The organism is Vibrio maerlii, assembly GCF_003415655.1.
Lineage (GTDB): Bacteria > Pseudomonadota > Gammaproteobacteria > Enterobacterales > Vibrionaceae > Vibrio > Vibrio maerlii.
Genome location: NZ_QRHC01000009.1, coordinates 14,559 through 34,667, shown reverse-complemented (window position 1 = coordinate 34,667; position 20,109 = coordinate 14,559). Strand labels below are relative to the sequence as shown.

General features: G+C 43.4%; 20 protein-coding genes and 1 riboswitch. Of the genes, 13 read left to right on the top strand and 7 right to left on the bottom strand.

Translation table 11 applies throughout. The features are described from left to right. Nucleotide 1 precedes the first annotated feature (1 nt). Nucleotides 2-1,228 (bottom strand): iron-containing alcohol dehydrogenase, encoded by a 1,227-nt coding sequence (locus DPF91_RS15680; protein WP_117235389.1) that lies wholly within the window; start codon nt 1,226-1,228, stop codon nt 2-4. 329 nt (nt 1,229-1,557) lie between these two features. On the opposite strand from DPF91_RS15680, the gene DPF91_RS15675 reads away from it, so the two are divergent. Further along, on the top strand, nt 1,558-1,821 hold the full coding sequence (locus DPF91_RS15675) for a GrxA family glutaredoxin (RefSeq protein ID WP_117235388.1): 264 nt from the start codon (nt 1,558-1,560) through the stop codon (nt 1,819-1,821). A 191-nt stretch (nt 1,822-2,012) separates the two neighbouring features. Continuing rightward, nucleotides 2,013-3,695, top strand: a complete 1,683-nt coding sequence (locus DPF91_RS15670; RefSeq protein WP_117235387.1) for an aspartate:alanine antiporter — start codon at nt 2,013-2,015, stop codon at nt 3,693-3,695. A 63-nt stretch (nt 3,696-3,758) separates the two neighbouring features. Here the strand turns inward: DPF91_RS15670 and DPF91_RS15665 are convergent, their stop codons facing one another. Continuing rightward, nucleotides 3,759-4,490, bottom strand: a complete 732-nt coding sequence (locus tag DPF91_RS15665) for a chromosome partitioning protein ParA (RefSeq protein ID WP_117235386.1) — start codon at nt 4,488-4,490, stop codon at nt 3,759-3,761. A 19-nt stretch (nt 4,491-4,509) separates the two neighbouring features. After that, nucleotides 4,510-4,668, bottom strand: a complete 159-nt coding sequence (locus DPF91_RS22125) for a hypothetical protein (protein WP_164684211.1) — start codon at nt 4,666-4,668, stop codon at nt 4,510-4,512. Nucleotides 4,669-4,978: 310 nt separating this feature from the next. Beyond that, a riboswitch (glycine riboswitch) is annotated at nt 4,979-5,094 on the top strand. 100 nt (nt 5,095-5,194) lie between these two features. On the opposite strand from DPF91_RS22125, the gene DPF91_RS15660 reads away from it, so the two are divergent. The 5 genes from DPF91_RS15660 (at nt 5,195) to phnE (DPF91_RS15640) (ending at nt 10,206) form a co-directional block, all read left to right on the top strand. Further along, a complete protein-coding gene (locus DPF91_RS15660) occupies nt 5,195-6,565 on the top strand; it encodes an alanine/glycine:cation symporter family protein (RefSeq protein WP_117235385.1) in 1,371 nt (456 codons plus the stop codon). Between the two features lie 202 nt (nt 6,566-6,767). After that, a complete protein-coding gene (gene phnD / locus DPF91_RS15655) occupies nt 6,768-7,706 on the top strand; it encodes a phosphate/phosphite/phosphonate ABC transporter substrate-binding protein (protein WP_117235384.1) in 939 nt (312 codons plus the stop codon). Between the two features lie 93 nt (nt 7,707-7,799). Further along, on the top strand, nt 7,800-8,603 hold the full coding sequence (phnC, locus tag DPF91_RS15650) for a phosphonate ABC transporter ATP-binding protein (protein WP_117235383.1): 804 nt from the start codon (nt 7,800-7,802) through the stop codon (nt 8,601-8,603). Then, nucleotides 8,603-9,400: a phosphonate ABC transporter, permease protein PhnE gene (gene phnE / locus DPF91_RS15645; protein WP_420855608.1), complete on the top strand. Its 798-nt coding sequence runs from the start codon at nt 8,603-8,605 to the stop codon at nt 9,398-9,400. The genes phnC and phnE (DPF91_RS15645) overlap by 1 nt, the downstream gene beginning before the upstream one ends. Next, nucleotides 9,400-10,206: a phosphonate ABC transporter, permease protein PhnE gene (phnE, locus tag DPF91_RS15640; protein ID WP_117235381.1), complete on the top strand. Its 807-nt coding sequence runs from the start codon at nt 9,400-9,402 to the stop codon at nt 10,204-10,206. The genes phnE (DPF91_RS15645) and phnE (DPF91_RS15640) overlap by 1 nt, the downstream gene beginning before the upstream one ends. A gap of 82 nt (nt 10,207-10,288) precedes the next feature. Here the strand turns inward: phnE (DPF91_RS15640) and DPF91_RS15635 are convergent, their stop codons facing one another. Further along, entirely contained in the window at nt 10,289-10,939 is a 651-nt protein-coding gene (locus tag DPF91_RS15635; RefSeq protein WP_117235380.1) for a LysE family translocator, read from the bottom strand. A gap of 135 nt (nt 10,940-11,074) precedes the next feature. Here DPF91_RS15635 and DPF91_RS22120 point away from each other — a divergent pair, with 135 nt between their 5' ends. The 3 genes from DPF91_RS22120 (at nt 11,075) to DPF91_RS15625 (ending at nt 13,736) form a co-directional block, all read left to right on the top strand. Next, a complete protein-coding gene (locus DPF91_RS22120) occupies nt 11,075-11,212 on the top strand; it encodes a hypothetical protein (protein ID WP_164684209.1) in 138 nt (45 codons plus the stop codon). Between the two features lie 84 nt (nt 11,213-11,296). Then, a complete protein-coding gene (locus DPF91_RS15630) occupies nt 11,297-12,769 on the top strand; it encodes a carboxypeptidase M32 (protein ID WP_117235379.1) in 1,473 nt (490 codons plus the stop codon). A gap of 94 nt (nt 12,770-12,863) precedes the next feature. After that, entirely contained in the window at nt 12,864-13,736 is an 873-nt protein-coding gene (locus tag DPF91_RS15625; RefSeq protein WP_117235378.1) for a regulatory protein RecX, read from the top strand. A gap of 59 nt (nt 13,737-13,795) precedes the next feature. Here DPF91_RS15625 and DPF91_RS15620 read toward each other — a convergent pair whose 3' ends face one another. Then, nucleotides 13,796-14,134, bottom strand: a complete 339-nt coding sequence (locus DPF91_RS15620; protein ID WP_117235377.1) for a 4a-hydroxytetrahydrobiopterin dehydratase — start codon at nt 14,132-14,134, stop codon at nt 13,796-13,798. Further along, entirely contained in the window at nt 14,124-14,918 is a 795-nt protein-coding gene (gene phhA, locus DPF91_RS15615; protein ID WP_117235376.1) for a phenylalanine 4-monooxygenase, read from the bottom strand. Before phhA ends, DPF91_RS15620 begins: the two co-directional genes overlap by 11 nt. 199 nt (nt 14,919-15,117) lie before the next feature. Between phhA and DPF91_RS15610 the strand changes: the two genes are divergently transcribed. Continuing rightward, entirely contained in the window at nt 15,118-17,133 is a 2,016-nt protein-coding gene (locus DPF91_RS15610) for an acetoacetate--CoA ligase (RefSeq protein WP_117235375.1), read from the top strand. Between the two features lie 214 nt (nt 17,134-17,347). On the opposite strand, the gene DPF91_RS15605 is transcribed toward DPF91_RS15610, so the two are convergent. Then, nucleotides 17,348-18,244 (bottom strand): LysR family transcriptional regulator, encoded by an 897-nt coding sequence (locus DPF91_RS15605; protein ID WP_117235374.1) that lies wholly within the window; start codon nt 18,242-18,244, stop codon nt 17,348-17,350. Nucleotides 18,245-18,361: 117 nt separating this feature from the next. On the opposite strand from DPF91_RS15605, the gene DPF91_RS15600 reads away from it, so the two are divergent. After that, nucleotides 18,362-19,225, top strand: a complete 864-nt coding sequence (locus DPF91_RS15600; protein WP_117235373.1) for an SDR family NAD(P)-dependent oxidoreductase — start codon at nt 18,362-18,364, stop codon at nt 19,223-19,225. Nucleotides 19,226-19,403: 178 nt separating this feature from the next. Continuing rightward, entirely contained in the window at nt 19,404-20,096 is a 693-nt protein-coding gene (locus DPF91_RS15595) for a DODA-type extradiol aromatic ring-opening family dioxygenase (protein ID WP_206355577.1), read from the top strand. Nucleotides 20,097-20,109 lie beyond the last annotated feature (13 nt).

The window sequence follows — 20,109 nt, the reverse complement described above, 5'->3', positions numbered from 1 at the left end:
ACTAAGCTTCTTCTTCCTCATCATGTCGAATTTCAACTCTTGCTTCAGAGACTGAGTGGGCTTGCTCATCCGTTGTGTGACACTGACACACTTGTCCAAGTATATGAGTTAAGCGCTCTTCAGTTAGCGGGATTGGGTTTCCTTTTATCGCCACAGACTTCATTGCATCTTTCGCGACATCATCAAACTCCGTTTTACATACACCAAACTGTGAGAGGCGCGGTAACGCCAACTTGTCGAGTGTTTTATTCACCCAATCGACCGAATCACTTTCAGCAGCCGTCTCTTTTCCAGAAAGTAACACCGCTATTTTTCTGTAACGACTCAGAATATCGCTTCTTCCAGCTTCTCTTGCCGCACGAATGTTTTCATTCATGACATAAGGCGCCAGACGAGCAGTGATAACACTGTGTGGAGCGTTAATCTTGCCACCCAGCGCTGATGCTAAACCATGTGCTGCGCCAAGTTTGGCATTGGTGATCGCCATCCCGCCTAACATCGCTGCGAAAGAAATGTCTGCGCGCGCTTTATAATCATCTTGCTTACAAGCAGGAAGTATCGATGCGGCAATACGACGTAAACCCTCTTCACAAACCATGTCGGTAATTGGGTTAGGGTCTCCACACACATAGGCTTCCATCAGATGTGTAAAGGCATCCATCGCACCACGTCCAGATCGATATTGATTGGTACCATAAGTTAAGGTGGGATCGACTATCGCAACGTCTGGCAGCATATCCGGGCTGCGCAAGCTCACTTTCACCTTGTCTTGACCCGATTTTAGCACTGCATTTTTTGTTACTTCGGCACCGGTGCTGGCCGTGGTAGGAATCGCGATACAAGGTACAGGTTTAGTTTTCAATGGTACATTACGCCCAACCACTTCAACATAGTCATACAAACTACCTTGGTTTGGGATGACAGCAGCAAGCGCCTTGCCCATATCAAGCACGCTACCGCCACCGATCGCGACCACCATATCTGGCTTGAATTTGCGAGCTATAACTGCAGCTTCTTCTACCATGGTGATATTGGGCTCACCACCAATCGCGACATGCTGATATCGCATTGACTGACTGTGGAGATAATTGAGAATGGGTTTTGCACGTTCGGAATCTTTCCCTGAAACCAGTAATACACTGTATCCAAACTGATTTAGGACTGATAAAGAAGAGTTTAGCGCGCCCTCTCCAAAAATGATTCGTGCAGATGTCATGAACTGAAACATATCGCATCCTTTCTTAATCAACTGCTTATAGCTTGCTCTTTTCTACGAGTTTAGTGTTTGACCTAGTACAACTTATGCAACATAGGCTTTACTCGCGCGGGAATTATTAGAGAGTCATCACATATAGTATTGTCTTTGAACAAGTTTCCCTCAAGCCTGAGAAAAACGATTAGGTTTTATTCAGTTAAAGGTTTGATAGGAAAAACCTATCAGCCTAAAAGGTAATTCCATCTTTATTTTCATCACATGATAAGGCATAGTGGGTAGCAACAAAGTAAGAGCACACACTAAATAGTTCAGTGCTCTACGATAAATTAGGAGAAATTAGAATGTTTGTAGTTATCTTTGGTCGCCCAGGTTGTCCTTTCTGTGTTCGTGCAAAAGAGCACGCAGAAACACTAAAAGAGAAGCGCGACGATTTTAACTTCCGTTACGTAGACATCCACGCTGAAGGCATCAGCAAAGCTGATCTTGAGAAGACGGTTGGTAAACCAGTAGAAACGGTTCCACAAATCTTCATCGACCAAGAGCACATCGGTGGTTGTACTGAATTTGAAGCATACGCGAAAGAAAACCTAGGTCTTTTCGACTAATATTTGGCGTATTCTCGATTGTCCAAGCTCGCTTAATCGCGAGCTTTTTTTTACCTTAAGATAAGCTCATCTAAACCTTATAAAAAGTAATGATTAAATTATAAAAAATTCACTTCTCTTTCGACTATATTTAGTTACAATCCACACACTTTTGCACCATTACACTTGACACTCCAAAAACAGAGCACGCTGTGAACATTGATGTCGTTTTACTGTTAGAACAAAACCCTATTCTCTTAATTTTCTTCGTCTTAGCTATTGGCTTGACTATCGGCAAACTGCGCTTTGGTAGTATGCAACTCGGTAACTCAATTGGTGTTCTTATCACCGCCCTTGTCATGGGCCACCTTGGTTTTACTTTTAACGCAGAAGCGCTCACCATCGGCTTCATGCTGTTCATCTATTGTGTCGGTATTGAAGCTGGCCCGAATTTCTTTGGTATCTTCTTTCGAGATGGTAAGCACTACTTTATTTTGGCTCTCGTGGTACTGAGTACCGCTCTAGCTTTCAGCTACTTCGGTAGTCATTGGTTTGGACTTAATTTAGGGTTATCTGCAGGTATGATGGCCGGAGCACTGACATCAACACCGGTTCTTGTCGGTGCTCAAGATGCGTTGCTATCTGGACTATCAACACTACCTCGCAATGCTGACTTGTCACTTGTACTAGAAGACCTCTCGGTTGGTTACGCAATGGCGTATCTGATTGGCTTAATCAGCATGATCGTATTCGCTAAGTTACTACCAAAGCTACAAAAACAAAGCCTTCACGACCTTGCAGAGCAGATTGCTCAAGAACGAGGCTTGGGTAGCAAATCACAGCGTAAAGTATACTTACCCATCATTCGTGCCTACCGTGTAGGACAAGAACTGATTGATTGGACAGATGGCAAGAACCTTCGCGAGTTGGGCATCTACCGCCAAACGGGTTGTTACATCGAACGAATCCGACGTAACGGTATTTTGGCGCACCCTGATGGTGATGCGATTTTGCAGGAGGGTGATGAAATTGCACTCGTTGGTTTCCCAGATAGCCACGCTCGTCTTGACCCTAGCTTCCGTAACGGTAAAGAAGTATTTGACCGAAATCTTCTGGATTTGCGCATTGTTGAAGAAGAAATCGTTGTTAAGAGTGATGCTATTGCCGGTAAACGCCTATCAGATTTAAATCTCTCTGAATTTGGTTGTTTCCTTAACCGCGTAGTACGTGCACAGATCGAAATGCCTATGGATCTCGACATCGTTCTAGCCAAAGGTGACGTATTGCAAATCAGTGGTGAGAAAAGCCGTGTGCACGGTCTAGCGGAGAAAATCGGTTTTATCTCAATCCACAGCCAAATGGCGGATTTGTTGGCATTCTGTAGCTTCTTCATCATAGGTATCGTGTTAGGTCTGATTACCATGACTTTCGGTCAAGTGTCGTTTGGCTTGGGTAATGCGGTGGGCTTACTGCTTTCAGGAATCATGCTAGGCTTTTTGCGAGCTAACCACCCTACTTTCGGCTACGTACCGCAGGGCGCCTTAAACATGGTCAAGGACCTTGGTTTGATGTTCTTTATGGTCGGTATCGGGTTAAGCGCAGGTGGTAAGATTTTTGAACACCTAACTCAAACCGGTTTACAAGTTATCGGGCTCGCATTCTTTGTCAGTGTGGTTCCAGTATTCATCGCTTATTTTGTTGGTGCTTATATCTTAAAAATGAACCGAGCACTGCTATTCGGTGCCATCATTGGTGCGAGAACCTGTGCTCCTGCGATGGACATCGTCAACGAATACGCTCGCTCAACGATCCCTGCATTGGGCTATGCAGGTACCTACGCCATCGCCAATATCTTGATGACGCTTGCCGGCACCATCATCATCATATTAAGTTAAAGACCATTCTCAACGAAAGACGGACGCTATACAGCGTCCGTCTTTCGTTTTATTGGTTAATCATTACATACCGATATCTTCGGCAAGTTGCTCAATCTGTTTAAGGTCTAACAAATGAACCTGAATCATCTGATCAATATGTGTGATACGTGACTGCGCTTCATCTTGCTTATCACACGCATCGGTTTTCGCGTCCCAAGATTTGCCAGAGAGAAAAACATCACAGTCTTTTTTGAGTTGGCTGATCTTTGGCCTCAACTCGTCTCGCTCAGTACGCAGCGCCTCAAGCTCATATTTAATCTTAAATTCTCGCTGGAAGATCTCTCTTGAACGCTCAAACATACTCGCCTGCATGTCTGCTTGCTGGACAAGCTTATCGTTATCTGCAGACGCTTGAATGATTTGAGTGTCCTGCTCAGCAATGCGCTGTTCTAAATCAATATTGGCCTTCTCTAGAGCAGTAACTTGTTTGTTCACGTCTTTGAGTTGCAGTTCATGTTCCGCGCGTTCTTTTTCGAGCGCTTCTTCCACACGCGATGCGACTTGATCTTCAATCGTCGTTACTTTCTCTTCAACCTGAACCGTTAGTTGTTCTTGCTGCTGATTTGATTGCTTGAGCTTTGACTCCAACACTTCATAACGATTCTGCCATTTCGACTCAGTAATTGTTGATCCAATTAAACCGCCACCAGCTAAGCCAATTACAGCAGCGAGGGCAATATAGGCTAGAGTGAATTTGTCTCGCTGTTCTACAACAACAACTTCATCTTGATCATTATCTTGAGGTGAGTTCAACGTATAACTCCAAATTTCATCATCTCATAAGCTCAGTGATCATAAGTGAGGCGGTATAAAGCAAAAATGCGGAAACCACGCCAATTACGACACCTTTTTGAATTTTTTCGTTGGTTCGATAGCGAATAAGTAAAACAGCAACTGCTACAAGCAATCCAATCGCGATAAGCCTAACCATATCTTACTCCTAACATCCCTAATATCTTATAGTTATACCATTTTTCGCCGCGGTTAACTCACTTAGAAATGCCAAATTTTCGTGAATTAAATTCTTCTAATTGATGAATATCAAGTTGAAGCTTTAAAAAAACATGATAAAGTTCACACGTCTACGCAACAACACCGTTGAATAGACCAACTTTTACACACTTTAAGTGTAATTGTTCCGATGAAGACTGTTGGAGAGAGATTTCTCTACTCAATTGAGAGAAATCCACCGAAGAATTAATTATTTCAGGTGCCAGATGTTTCTGGTGAGGACAGCAGTTGGAGGAACCTCTGGAGAGAGTCGCACTACTTTTTGTAGCAAGCGGCCGCCGAAGGAGCAAGCCCACAGCACCATGTTGTGGGTCAAACTCTCAGGCAAAAGGACAGAGGAGTGAATAGTAAAACCTGAATACAAATCTCAGATCGATCTTTGGGTCATAGACCTATTGGATCGCTTTCACTCTTCTCCTTGATTGCAGTATTTATTAAGGGGAATCATGCAAAACTTACATTCTACTCTCGTTACTATCGACAACTTCGTTTGGGGTCCACCGCTTCTTATTTTGCTTGTTGGTACTGGTATCTATTTCACTTTCCGCCTCGGGCTTATTCAGTTTGTCCATCTACCAGCGGCGCTAAAACTCATCTTTAAAAAGTCTGAATCAGGCACGGGAGACGTATCTTCGTTCGCTGCGCTGTGTACAGCTTTGTCTGCAACAATCGGTACAGGTAACATCGTTGGTGTTGCTACGGCCATCAAGCTTGGTGGTCCTGGTGCGCTATTTTGGATGTGGCTTGCTGCGTTATTTGGCATGGCCACGAAGTATGCTGAATGCTTGCTGGCCGTTAAATACCGTAAGACTGATGCTAACGGTCAAATGGTTGGCGGACCTATGTACTACTTGCAATACGGTGTGGGCTCTAAAGCACTTGCTATCATGTTCGCAGTCTTTGCGCTTGGTGTTGCTTGCTTTGGTATCGGTACCTTTCCGCAAGTTAATGCCATCTTAGATGCAACCGAGCTATCATTTGGCGTTCCACGCATTACCAGCGCTATCGTTCTAACAATACTGGTTGCATTCGTAACACTAGGCGGCATCCAATCAATCGCAAAAGTGGCAGGTAAAGTCGTACCAACCATGGCTCTGCTTTATATCATCGCTTGTATGAGCGTATTGGTTCTAAATTCAGACAAACTACTGGACGCAATCCAACTCGTTATCACTTCTGCATTTAGCCAAGCCGCAGCAACAGGTGGTTTCTTGGGTGCAAGCATCATGCTGGCGATTCAGTCTGGTATCGCTCGTGGTGTGTTCTCGAATGAATCAGGTCTTGGTAGCGCACCAATGGCGGCTGCAGCTGCGAAAACAGACTCGTGTGTAAAACAAGGTCTTATCTCAATGACAGGCACCTTTTTTGACACGATTATCATCTGTACCATGACCGGCTTGACGCTCATCTTAACGGGAGCGTGGCAAGGAGACTTGGCTGGCGCAGCAATGACAACACAAGCGTTTGCGACTGGATTAAATTCAGAAACCCTAGGTCCACTCATGGTATCTGTTGGTCTTATCTTCTTTGCTTTCACCACGATTCTTGGTTGGAACTATTACGGTGAACGCTGCGTCGTATTTTTATTTGGTACTAAAGCAGTCCTACCGTACAAAATTGTTTTCCTTGGTTTGGTACTTTCAGGTGCGTTCCTTCAACTCGATACCATTTGGGTAATAGCCGATATCGTTAACGGTCTAATGACTATTCCCAACCTGATTGGTTTGATTGCTCTTCGCCAAGTCGTTGCTCAAGAAACACAATCATTCTTTAACTCGTTTCGTACAGACAAATTAGCAACTACGGCTACTCAATAACAAGCGTTAGTAAGCACTAAAAATGACACCCTCGTTGTTCTAGAAACACGAGGGTGTTTTTGTTTTCAAGCTCAAATAATCCGTACCACAAGAAATATCCTGTTACTTGCTGTCTTGTTTCCGTCATCTTGATGGGGCCAAACTGTCACATGACAACATTAATTTATGCGCAACTTTTCAGTAAATCTAAATGAGTATCAAGATGAAACTTATCAAATCTACCGTCGCAGCTGCGCTAATCATGTCATTCAACACTGTCGCTATGGATGCGCGCTATGAAGATCGCTCGGGTAACTTAGTCGCCGATCTACCGGCGTCAGAGTCTGAGTGGAATGATCCATCAACTCTAGTCTTCGCTTATACCCCTGTTGAAGACCCAGCGGTTTACGCAGACGTGTGGAGCGAGTTCCTAACACACATGGAAGAGACCACAGGTAAGAACGTTCGATTCTTCCCAGTGCAAAACAATGCAGCCCAAATTGAAGCTATGCGTTCTGGTCGATTGCATATTGCCGGTTTTAATACAGGTTCAACTCCACTTGCTGTGAACTGTGCGGGATTCAATCCGTTTACAATCATGGCTGCGGAAGATGGTTCGTTTGGCTACGAGATGGAAATCATCACTCACCCAGAGTCAGGTATTAACAGTGTTGAAGAACTAAAGGGGAAGCAACTTGCTTTCACTTCTCAAACGTCTAACTCAGGTTTCAAGGCCCCGTCAGCGATCCTAGACGCTGAATACAGCCTCAAACCAGATGTGGATTTCACACCTGCGTTTTCAGGTGCACACGACAACTCAATCCTAGGTGTTGCGCACAAAGATTATGATGCAGCCGCTGTTGCTAACTCAGTGTTGAACCGCATGCTGTCACGTGATGTCGTCAATGCAGATTCAATCCAATCAATCTATAAATCGCAAACTTTCCCAACAACGGCTTACGGTATTGCTCACAACCTGCATCCAGAACTTCAAGATAAGATCAAAGACGCGTTCTTTAGCTTCGATTGGGAAGGTACGAAGCTTAAAGAAGAATTTGAGCGAAACGGTGAATCTCAATTCATTCCAATTACCTACCAAGAACATTGGGAAGTGATCCGTACAATCGATACTGCGAATAACGTTTCTTATTCGTGTAGCTAATGTACTGATTGGTAAACACTTTCTACGTTCAATAAGGAGTAACTCATCGTTACTCCTTAGCTTTTATTCTCTTTCTCATTTCCAAGGTATCACATGTCTACGCTGACACTTAAAGGCTTAACCAAGCACTATTCCAAAACAGATAAGGCGCTTACAGACGTCAATTTGTCCATTCAATCAGGTGAAGTCGTAGGACTTATTGGTCCTTCAGGTGCTGGTAAATCAACCCTAATTCGATGCATCAATCGCCTGACTGAACCAACATCAGGGGAAGTACTATTCAAAAAGACTGACCTAACTCAGCTCCCTAAAAGTCAATTAAAACAGGCACGTCGCGAAATAGGTATGATCTTCCAAGAATACGCCTTAATCGAGCGTCTCACCGTGATGGAAAATGTGTTATCAGGGCGATTGGGATATGTACCTTTCTGGCGTAGTTTCCTGAGAAAATACCAAGGGCACGATATTCAAAATGCCTATGCGTTACTTGATCGTGTTGGGCTGTATCAACATGCAAACAAACGAGCCGATGCCTTATCTGGTGGCCAACGACAACGAGTAGGTATAGCTCGTGCGCTAGCTCAGCAGCCATCTCTATTATTAATTGACGAACCGACAGCCGCGCTAGACCCTAAAACTGCCCGCCAAATCATGAGATTGATTACGGAAGTATGCTATGAGCATCAACTCCCAGCAATCATCAATATCCATGACGTAAACCTAGCAACTCAATTTGTAGACCGAATTATAGGTTTGAAAGCCGGTGAAGTCGTATTTGATGGCACTCCAAATGAACTAGATGAATGCGCATTAACCACCATTTATGGTGAAGAAGATTGGAATGCTACGACTAACGAAGCAGACCAAATTTCAGGGTTAGAGTTGGAGTTTGCATAATGACTCACTACCCTACAGCATGGAAAAAACCACCACTTATCCATAACACATGGATAAGAAACGGCATTTGGCTGATTGCAGCTATCTATTTGTACGCTGCGACTCAATCAATTGAAATCAATTGGACACGTATCTACGAAGGGTCAGAGCGTGGGTTAGCCTTTATTCTTGCCTTTATGAGCCCTGACTTTACTGGGCGATGGAACAACATCTCTCAAGGCTTGGTTGAGAGTTTAACCATGACGATGACTTCAACAGTTGCGGGCATCCTTCTCTCCATACCATTTGGGCTAGGTGCTGCGAAAAACCTTGCACCAAAGCCAGTGTATTACTTCTGCCGAAGTTTCGTCGCTGTCGCTCGCAGTCTCCAAGAAATTATTATTGCTATTTTATGTGTCGCATTATTTGGTTTCGGTACGTTCGCAGGCTTTGTCACACTAACCATCGCGACCATAGGCTTTTTAGCTAAGCTGTTTGCCGATGAGATTGAAGCGCTTGACCCTGCCCCACTCACTGCGATGAAAGCTGCCGGAGCAAGTTGGATACAACAAGTGAACTATGCAGTTCAACCTCAAGTTATGCCAAGAATCATTGGTCTTTGTTTGTATCGCTTCGATATCAATTTCCGAGAATCTGCAGTGATCGGTATCGTTGGTGCGGGTGGTATCGGGGCAACGCTCAATACCGCAATGGACCGTTACGAATACAGCGCGGCCGCAGCTATCCTAATGATCATCATCGCAATTGTCATGATGGCAGAGTTCACTTCAACACAAATCAGAAAGCGTATCCGATAATGAGCACTCTTAATTCGACCCAGTGGAATAGATATACACAGAAAGAATCGTTGCAGCACTTCATTCTTTGGTTTGTCTTTGTTGCCCTAACGGTTTTTTGTTGGCAGGTTATGAATGAAGAAACAATGTGGTTCTTCGTTATCGATGCACCAAACCAATTTTCAGATATTTCATCACGTATGTGGCCTCCTCGTTGGAGTTATCTAGAGCAATTGTGGGTTCCCCTTTGGGACACCATCAACATCGCGACGTTAGGCACAGCGTTGGGGGTATGTATTGCTTTTCCAATTGCATTTTTAGCCGCTCGGAACACAACACCAAGCCAAAAGTTCGCTCGCCCAATTGCTCTTCTTATCATAGCTTCAAGTCGATCAATCAACTCGTTAATCTGGGCTCTATTGTTAGTTGCGATAATGGGACCTGGTCTGCTAGCCGGCATCATTGCAATTGCATTGCGTTCTATAGGCTTTGTTTCAAAGCTAGTGTATGAAGCGATTGAAGAGGTGAACGAAACCCAAGTAGCTGCAATTCGGGCAACAGGGGCGTCAGAACTCCAAGTATTGAGTTATGGTGTATTGCCTCAGATATTACCGAGTTTCATTGGTACCAGCCTATTTCGTTGGGATATTAACATCCGTGAGTCGACTGTATTAGGGCTCGTAGGCGCTGGAGGAATTGGCTTAAAGCTACAAGAGTCAATGTCTATTCTTGCTTGGCCTCAAGTTACTGTCATTTTCTGTTCAATACTCGTCACCGTCGTTATATCTGAATGGATCTCAGCGAAAGCTCGTACTGCTCTAATCTAGGTGACTTAAATCTTTTACACAAAAACGGGCATATTTTGCCCGTTTAATTCCTTAATGATCGGCGTACAGCTAGAACCTGCAATCAACTCTGTAAATCTGTATCTTCAAGTAATAATTTCATTCCTAATACCATTAATACGCAACCTGTAAGACCCTCCATTGCCTTCATAAAACGAGGACTACTCAGGACTTTTTGAGCCTTACTCAACGTTGAGGCTAAGCAGCCTTGCCAAATCATTGCAAGAACAAAATGGATAGATGCCAATATTAAAGATTGCACAAATGTTGAACCCTGAGGGTCGATAAACTGTGGCAAAAATGCGAGATAAAAGACGGCTGTTTTCGGATTAAGTACATTTGAAAGAAACCCTTCACGTAAAGAACGCAGCGTAGATAACTGATTTCCTTGCTCAGAAGTGACGTCAACGGAAAACTCCGCTTTCCAACAAGAACGTAAGCTCTGAATACCTAACCATATTAAGTACGCCGCCCCAATCATTTTCATCGTCTGAAATAGCTCAGCTGACTGAAGCAGAATCGCCGAGACACCAATGGCAGATAAAGTCGCGTGAACAAACAACCCAAAGCACACACCCAAGCTTGTAATCCAACCATCAACCGCACCGCCCCGACTGGTGTTTCTGAGCACCAATGCAGTATCAAGCCCCGGTGTTAGGGTCAAGATCGTAATCGCAATCAAAAAAGCTTCGAAGTTAAGTAGCGAAAATTCCATTTTCTTATCCAATTTGAACTGCCGTTAAAAAGTATGCCATTCAAAATAGAAAAGCTTTTGAGCCTTTTGAGCAATTTTTAACAACATAAATCTTATAAATTACCCGCATTGCATATAAAACAATGAGAGCTTCATATGAAATTTGTAACCATTAAATATCAAGTTATGGGTATAGGTGATTGGGTTTCTGCAACGGTAAGTAAAGACGTTGCAGAGCGACTTCAAGACGAATATACAGGCTATGGCTGGCCGGTCAAACTTATCGAAGAATAATCACTCGATTATAACTTCAAGATTTGGTTTGCTGCACGAGCATTGATACACTCTCTTTTTATTTCATGGAAAGAGAGTCGTACAATGAGTGCGTATAAAAAACTAGTAGAACACTCCCAAAAAACCTCGCATTACCAACACCTTGCTGCAATCTGTGGCTGGGACCAAGCATCCATGATGCCATCAGGTGGCAACGAAGCCCGTTCACAAGCAATGGCCGAACTGTCTGTTCATATTCATAACCTAATGACACAGCCACAACTCGGCGAGTGGTTTGAACAAGCAGAGCAAGAAAACCTAACCATTCAAGAATCGGCAAGCCTACGTGAACTCAAGCGCCAATGGCAGCAAGCAAATGTATTACCAGAAGACCTCGTCCAAGCAAAATCACTAGCAGGCTCAAAATGCGAACACGCATGGCGCACTCAGCGTGGTAAAAACGATTGGATTGGCTTTGAAAAGAACTGGGCTGAAGTCGTTAGGCTTTCTCAAGAAGAGGCCCTAATTCGCGCAGAAGCAGCAGGTACTTCGCCTTATGATGCAATGCTTAGCCTCTACGAACCAGGTACCACTTCAGAATCTCTGGATGTTGTGTTCAATGATGTAAAAGCTTGGTTACCTTCGCTTATTGACCAAGTAATTGAAAAGCAATCATCAGAATCCATTATCCTCCCGCAAAGCCACTACCCAAGAGAGAAGCAAAAAGCGCTAGGACTTGAAGTAATGAAATTGCTTCAGTTTGATTTTGAACATGGTCGTCTTGATGAAAGTGTTCACCCGTTCTGTGGCGGAGTGCCGTCGGACGTCCGTATAACGACTCGTTATGACGAATCTGAATTTGTTCAAAGCCTAATGGGCATCGTCCATGAAACGGGTCATGCGCGCTACGAACAAGGTCTACCGAAAAACCTTGCAGGTACACCCGCTGGTGAAGCTCGTTCAATGGGTATTCACGAGTCTCAATCTCTATTCTTTGAAATGCAAGTTGGTCGAAGTGATGGCTTTATCAAGCACCTTGCTAACCTGGCGGGTCAGCAGTTCAGCGGTGATGAGTTTGCACCAGAAAACTTCAAAAAGATTTATACACGTGTTAAGAAAGACTTCATCCGCGTTGATGCTGATGAGCTTACCTACCCTGCTCACGTTATCCTTCGCTACGAAATCGAGCGAGATCTGATCAACGGCAAGATCAAACACACCGATGTTCCTGAACTTTGGGACGCGAAGATGCAAGAATATCTTGGTCTATCAACTCAAGGTAACTTCACGAACGGCTGTATGCAAGATATCCACTGGACGGATGGCGCATTCGGTTACTTCCCTTCATATACTCTTGGCGCAATGTATGCGGCGCAGTTTATGGCGGCGATGAAGCAAACCGTTAATGTTGAGAGTGCAATTCAAAGCGGTGATCTATCTCCTATCTTCAACTGGCTAGGTGATAATATCTGGAGTAAAGGTAGCTTACTAACGACTGACGAACTTGTGAAGCAAGCAACTGGTGATGTACTTAACGCCCAGTTCTTCCAAGAACACCTTCGCTCACGTTACCTGTAAATAACTCACTTCCAAATTAAGAAAGCAGCTTTACAACAAGCTGCTTTCTTTTTCCACCTTATTGTTAATTACCCCACCTGGACACTAACTAAAAATGCCTGACTTCTTCGATGATGATTACAAACCAAAACAACGCAAGCTGCCTCAAGCCACATCGGTAGAAGGTGTTCATCGAAGTGCGACTTGGCACATGTACGAGAGCGATAAAGCGTTCTTCTTAACCGAAGCTGAAATGCGAGTCAGGCTTGAGCGAAAAACTGACAACCAAGAGTGGATTGCAGAAGCCATTCAGCGCCTTAAGAATATCGGTGACCTAAAAACCGATCAGCAATTCACACAGCAATATATCGAACAATCTTACTTTGGCGATTATGGCGCTGGTCGTGTTTACGATGTCCTCATTAAAAAACTGATCCCCAAGAAGATCATTCTTGAAGAGCTCGCAGCCTATCAAAAAGAAAAGGGCATTGATGAACGTGAAATCGTGACCAACTACATTCAAAGCTACTATTCATCGTTTGAAAAGACTTCAAAAGAAACGCTCGTCCGCGTGCTAACCAAACGTGGTTTTAAGCATGAAGATGTCGAGTATGCCATTAAAGAGCACCATGACTATTCAAACCTCAAAACCAAGATGGAAATCAAAGCGGAAAAGACTGACGTCGCTGCTGAAATAAAAAAAGGGGAGCGAAAGAACAAAGGCCTAAGAGCGATCAAAGCAGCGTTACAAGCCAAGAAAGTCGACGTGAGTAATATAGAAAAAATTGCGGATGAACTGGCAAGAAACGATGAAATTGATTTCTTTGAGCGCTGTAAGGACTACCTAGCAGTTTACGTTAATAAGAAACGTCTCGATACCTCAGATTACAGTGATAAATCAAAAGCCTATGGTCACCTTAATCAACGTGGCTATTCTAGCGAAGAAATCAAGTTTGCTTTCGAAGAGTTTGAGCAAACTGATGATTAAAGTGAGTCTGCACATTCGCAAACTCACAGCTGGTTAAAACACCTTTCTATTGGAAAGTGTCACTCGTTTTCAACAAATCCATCACAGCTTGAAGCACAGATAAAATCATTCTTGTGGAGCCCTTTTATCGAATGGCTCCACCAAGTAACAGTTACCTTGCCCCACTCCAGTAGAATCGATGGATGGTGAAACTCATCTTCTGCCAGCTCCGACACCTTATTGCTGAACGCCCACGCCTGTTTGTAGTTCTTAAATTTATACACCTTCTCAAGCTGTGGAATGCCCTCTCTTTCGATGATATGCCAGTCCGACAACTCCAACAATAGTGTATCCCTTTCACCTTTGTTTAGGGCGACAGCGTCGATACTGCAAGCTTCGCATTTCTGTTCACTCAGCATGTGTGGGCTCCTTGGGTTCAAAAAGTGGTGGTAGTAGCCCCGCCTCTATAGCGAGATCTGTTTGGTGCAACAGGTTTTCTTGACTAATTTTGAAAAGTTCAGCCATCTCATTAATCACAAAATACTTGGGTTGCATGATGTCGATGCGATAAGGGGTTCGTAATACAGTGTGTAAATTAAACTCCTCACGAACAGCCATATCCCCTTCTAGGGCATAAATGGTTTCCGCTGGAGATGACAAAATGCCACCACCATAAATTTTCAACTTTTCGCCTTCTTTTACTAAACCGAACTCAACCGTAAACCAATACAGACGGGCCAGGTAACCACGTTGTTTGGAAGTCGCTGCTTGACCAAGCTTTCCATAATGCTCGGTAAACGCCGCAAAGTCTGAGTTCGTGAGCATTGCACAGTGACCAAATATCTCATGAAAAAAATCAGGCTCCTGTAGATAATCGAATTCATCTCTTGATCTCAGGAACGTAGCAACTGGAAAGCGTTTATTGGCAAGCAGATCAAAGAAACGATCAAAGTCAATCAAAGCTGGGACGGGTTCTACCTGCCAACCTGTTGTTTCATAGAGAACTTTATTAATCTCTGGAAGTTGAGGAACCCTGTCCAAAGGCAAATCGAGTAGCTTCAAACCATGTAAATAGGCTTCACAAGCGCGGTCAACAATGACGTCCTGCTGCCTCTTTACTAAGTCGTGCCAAATAGTATCTTCTTCGATGCTCCAGTTTACCCATCCCTCTTTGCTCACAGGCTTAGAATGATATCGAGTCATTCTATTCCTCCTTTCAAATATCCTACCTTAAGCCTATATCCCCTCCCTCCAAGCGCCAATTTGAACGTTTTTTTTAAACAGTTGATTGTGTAACATTTTATTTACACAACCACGCCAGATCTTAATTTTCCAGACCTTTTGACTTTGTAAAACCTAAATACCAGACTCAATCTGTTACCACCTTGTTAAAGGAAAAAGGATGAAAGAAAGTAATAAGCTCATTTGGAAACCAAGCAAAAAGCGCATAGACGATGCCAACCTAACTCAATTTATAAGCAGCCTTTCGCAGTCGCTTGATACTCAAACTGGATTGAAGCCAGAGAGCTTAGATACTCTTCCATCGAGCTATGCAGAGCTTCATCAATGGTCAGTGAATCGTTCGGATCTCTTTTGGCAAAACGTCTGGCAATTCTGTGAGGTGGTGGGTTTTCTCGGAAGTGACACAAAAATACTGGGGGATAGTCGTTGGCAACAGCTGCAACCAAACCGCGATACTGTTTGGTTTCCAAACGCTGAGATAAATTACGCTGAAAACTTGTTGCGATTAGCACAAAAAATGCCAAGCGAGTACGCTATTTGGTTCGAAAACGAACGAGGAGTACAACAGAGGTATACATGGGAAAGTCTTTGTGAATCCGTCTCTAGCGTTCAGCAATGGCTTATAGATTCAGGGGTTAAGCGTGGTGATGTAGTTGCAGCTTATACTCCTTACCTACCAGAGACGGTCATTGCGATGTTGGCAGCCACCAGCTTGGGCGCTATTTGGACATCCACCTCCCCTGATTTTGGTGTAGAGAGTGTGATTGAGCGATTTGGTCAAGTGAAACCTAAAGTTCTATTTACTTGCGATGGATACACATTTAATGGCAAAACGTTCGATATGAAGGTGAAGAATCGCGACATCATCAACCAGCTCAATGAAGTAAAGCAAGTATGTCAGATCCACTACTTAGATGAGAGTGTTCTAGAGACCAATAAATCATCCCATAACTGGCATGACATCATCAAACGTTACCAACCACAACCTTTGCGATTTGTTCGTGTCGGCTTTAATGATCCATTATTTGTCCTCTACTCTTCCGGCACTACAGGTAAACCGAAATGTATCTTGCACTCAGTGGGTGGCACTCTTATCAACCACCTCAAAGAACATCAACTTCATTGCGATGTTAAGCCCAAAGATCGTGTGTTCTATTACACCACTTGTGGTTGGATGATGTGGAACTGGCACGTCTCTGCCCTCGCCAGCGGTGCTTGTTTGGTGATATTTGATGGTAGCCCAATCTATCCACAACACGATGTGCTTTGGGACCTAGCACAACGTTCAGAGATATCGTTATTTGGCACCTCAGCAAAGTACCTAGAAGCAATAGAAAAAACGCAACTATCACCTATCGATAGCCACTCTTTACCCAAGCTTAGGACACTTTGTTCAACCGGATCGGTGCTCTACCCTGAGCAATTCGATTACGTTTATACACACATCAAGAAAGATCTACACTTGGCATCCATATCTGGCGGGACGGATATTTGCGGCTGTTTCGTACTGGGTAACCCTATCTCGCCAGTATACCGTGGGGAGTGCCAATACGCTGGACTAGGAATTGATGTACAAGTGTTTGATATTGTAGGCAAGAGCCTATCAAATCAGCGAGGTGAGCTAGTGTGTACCAACTCTCTACCAAACTTCCCAACAGGCTTCTGGAATGACAGTGGAGAGCGCTATCACAGCACTTATTGGGATAGATTCAAAAATGTATGGCATCACGGCGATGAGGTCGAAAAGAGCAAACAAGGTGGCTATCAATTCTACGGACGAGGCGATACCACGCTCAATCCTGGAGGCATACGAATCGGCACCGCCGAAATCTACCAGCAGGTAAACACTATAGAAAGCATTGTCGATTCAATTGCTGTCGGCAAAGTCATCGACCGAAATGAACAAATATGGCTTTTCGTTCAATTGAAGAACGGGGTCATATTGGATGAACCGTTAATGGAAACCATCAGAGAAAAGTTGAGATCATGCTGCTCACCAAGGCATGTACCCAGCCAAATCTTTGCTGTCAGTGACATACCCAAAACACGCTCTGGTAAATTAGTTGAATTAGCAGTGAAACAAGTGGTGAATAGAGAACCAGTTAAGAACATCGGCGCTATAGCTAACGCTGATGTTTTGGATGAAATAAAGCGTATCACTTCTCTACGAGACTAAAAGTACAGCGTTTGACCCTTTTATACAGGAATGAACATTAGAAAAATAACATGATCTGCCTAGAGGCCCATGTTGGTTTATTTTCCTTTTGTTCAAATCTTACGTGTACATGAGCATGTAACACATTTCTGGACATTTCTGAGTTACAAGTAGCTCTACTGCTAACGTTAAACGGATATGCACAAGCGTGGTGTTGATTCTAATCTAACATGCTTTAATCGGGATCTAACATACTTTCAATTTCCGCATGATACTTATCACTTTTAAGTATCTTCATGAACGCCTGTACTTTCTTCGAGCGATGTAAGTCACCATGCGTTAACAACCAATTATTAAACTGCCATTCTAGCTTGGGCAATACTCTTTTCAACTGTGGATATTTCAGCGCTTCATGATAGGGAATAAAGCCAATCCCAACGCCTTGTACTATCGCACTTTCGAGCACTTCGCGATTATTACTTGTGTAAACAATTTGGGAAGGAGATACAAATTTCTCAAACCATTGTGAAACTTCTAGGCTCTTAGGCATTTGGTCGAAAGATACGAACTTATGGTTTTGGATTCTTTGCTCTGACTCAGGCACACCTAGCTGTTCGATATAGCGAGGGCTCGCATACAAGCCAAAGTTAATTGGTGCGAATGGTTGTACAACATAGTTTTCATCTTGCGGTTTAGGTCCAGACCGAATGGCTAAATGAGCTTGACCATATTCTAGTTTCATTTGAGCCGTAGAACTTAACCAACGGGTTTTTACCTTAGGGTGTTGTTGATTAAATAGGTAAATAGCCGGAGCGATAATTGACGACATGGCGTCAACAGAAGTAATGATAAAGTCTCCTTCTAGTTCACCAGAATGACCACTTGCGCGTTGCTCAAAGTTATTGAATTGCTCCTCCGTTAATTTGGCCACTCTATATAAATCCTCACCAACTTCGGTGAGGTAGTATTTTTTTGAATCTCTGATGAAAACCTTGGTACCAATTTCGTTTTCAAGTACGTCGAGATGACGCAGAACCGTTGCTCGATGAACACCGAGTTTTTGAGCAGCGCCGCTAATGCTGCCTGTCTCAGCAACAAAATAGGCCGTTCTAAATTCAGTCCAATTTTTCATGTCTCTCACCTATTTTGTCGCAAATTCGCACACTAACCTACATTATTCGCTCATTGTCGTAAATAACTACTGCGTGGATAATTGCTTCATCAACAAAAAGTTTGAAAGGAATTAAAAGTGAAAAAATATGCTGTAGTTACGGGATCGACAGGTGGAATTGGTGCACAAGTAGCGAAGCGCCTAGCGGACGATAATTGGAATCTTCTTCTTATCAATCGCTCAAAAAGCAAAGCTGATGCTCAAGTTCAAGAGCTATCAAAAACATACTCAAATCTTGAATTTCATGCGTATCAGGCTGATTTTATGGACCTCAATTCGGTCCAGGCTGCGGCAGAAAAAATCAAGAGTGAATATGACGAGATTCATGCACTCTATAATATTGCGGGTTACATGACGAATAACCTTACCCATAGTGTACAAGGCGTTGAGTCACAGCTTGCTGTAAATACGCTTGCGCCATATTTGCTTACTAAATCTTTAACCGTTCGGTTAGCTAAGGGGGCAAATTTAACAGGTGGTAGCCACGTTGTTAATTTCTCTACGAGCATGATTAGCAGCATTAAAGGTTTGGATATTTCTAACATCGCAACACCTGAAAAAATTGAAGGTATGGGTAAAACCTATGCGGCGGCAAAACTGGTGGTTAATGTTTTTAATAGAGCGCTGAAAGATGAACTAGCCACCCAAGGTATTTCGATATTTGCTGTAGATCCTGGCCCAACTAAAACACAAATGACAGAAAACATGGTTGGTGTGCCTTGGCTGTTTAAAGTCCTGATGCCTCTGATGACCAAAGATGTGAACAAGCAAACAAACAAGCTAATGAACGGTGTCAAATCAGCAATTTCATCGAAGCAATCAGGTGTATTTATCAGTGAAGGAAAGGTAAAGAAAGAGCACAAACTAGCTGATGACGATCAAATACAAAAACAAGTAACCACCTTATTGGACAAGCTGTGTTTTTCTAGGCAGCCGGCCTAACAGGAGAAAAGAATATGTCTACAAAAACAACCAATAAAGGACACGCACTGTTCCTTTCTCATGGAGGGGGCCCTTTCCCCCTCATTGGCGGAATGGGTCATGAAGCGATGATAGCTTTTACCAAGAATTTATCCACATTACTCCCTAAGCCAGATGCAATAGTAATCATTAGTGCACATTGGGAAGCAAGCCAGATGCAATAGTAATCATTAGTGCACATTGGGAAGCAAGCCAACCTACTGTAAATGCTGGCTTTACCCCCAATTTGCTATTTGACTATACCGGATTTCCTGATGAGACATATCAATACACCTACCCAGCACCGGGGAATCCAGTTATTGCTGACATGATCTTAGATCTTTTCAAACAATATGGGATTAACTCAAAAAGTGAAATTAAAAGAGGCTGGGACCACGGTGTTTTTGTGCCATTAAAGCTTGCATTTCCGCAGGCAGATATCCCAATTGTTCAGCTGTCATTACTAAACTCTATGAATGCAAAGTCACATATTGAAATGGGCAAAGCACTTCGCAGTTTAATGCAGCACAATATTCTGGTCATTGGTTCAGGGTTTACGTTCCACAATTTACGTTCACAAAATTGGGATGATTTACATAAATCCGATCCTGATAACGAAGCGTTTCAAGAGTGGCTTACTGAGGTTTGCACTTGCGAAATGAATGAAGAGGAGCGCCTCCAACGGCTAATTGAATGGGAAAATGCACCTGCCGCACGGTATTGTCACCCTCGTGAAGAACATTTACTTCCGCTACACGTTTGCCAAGGCATTGCAAACCAAAAAGGTAAAATCGTGTTTGATGACAAGATTGCAGGAAAACGTTGTTTAGGTGTTCTTTGGGGGGATGTATAACAAGGAATGGGGC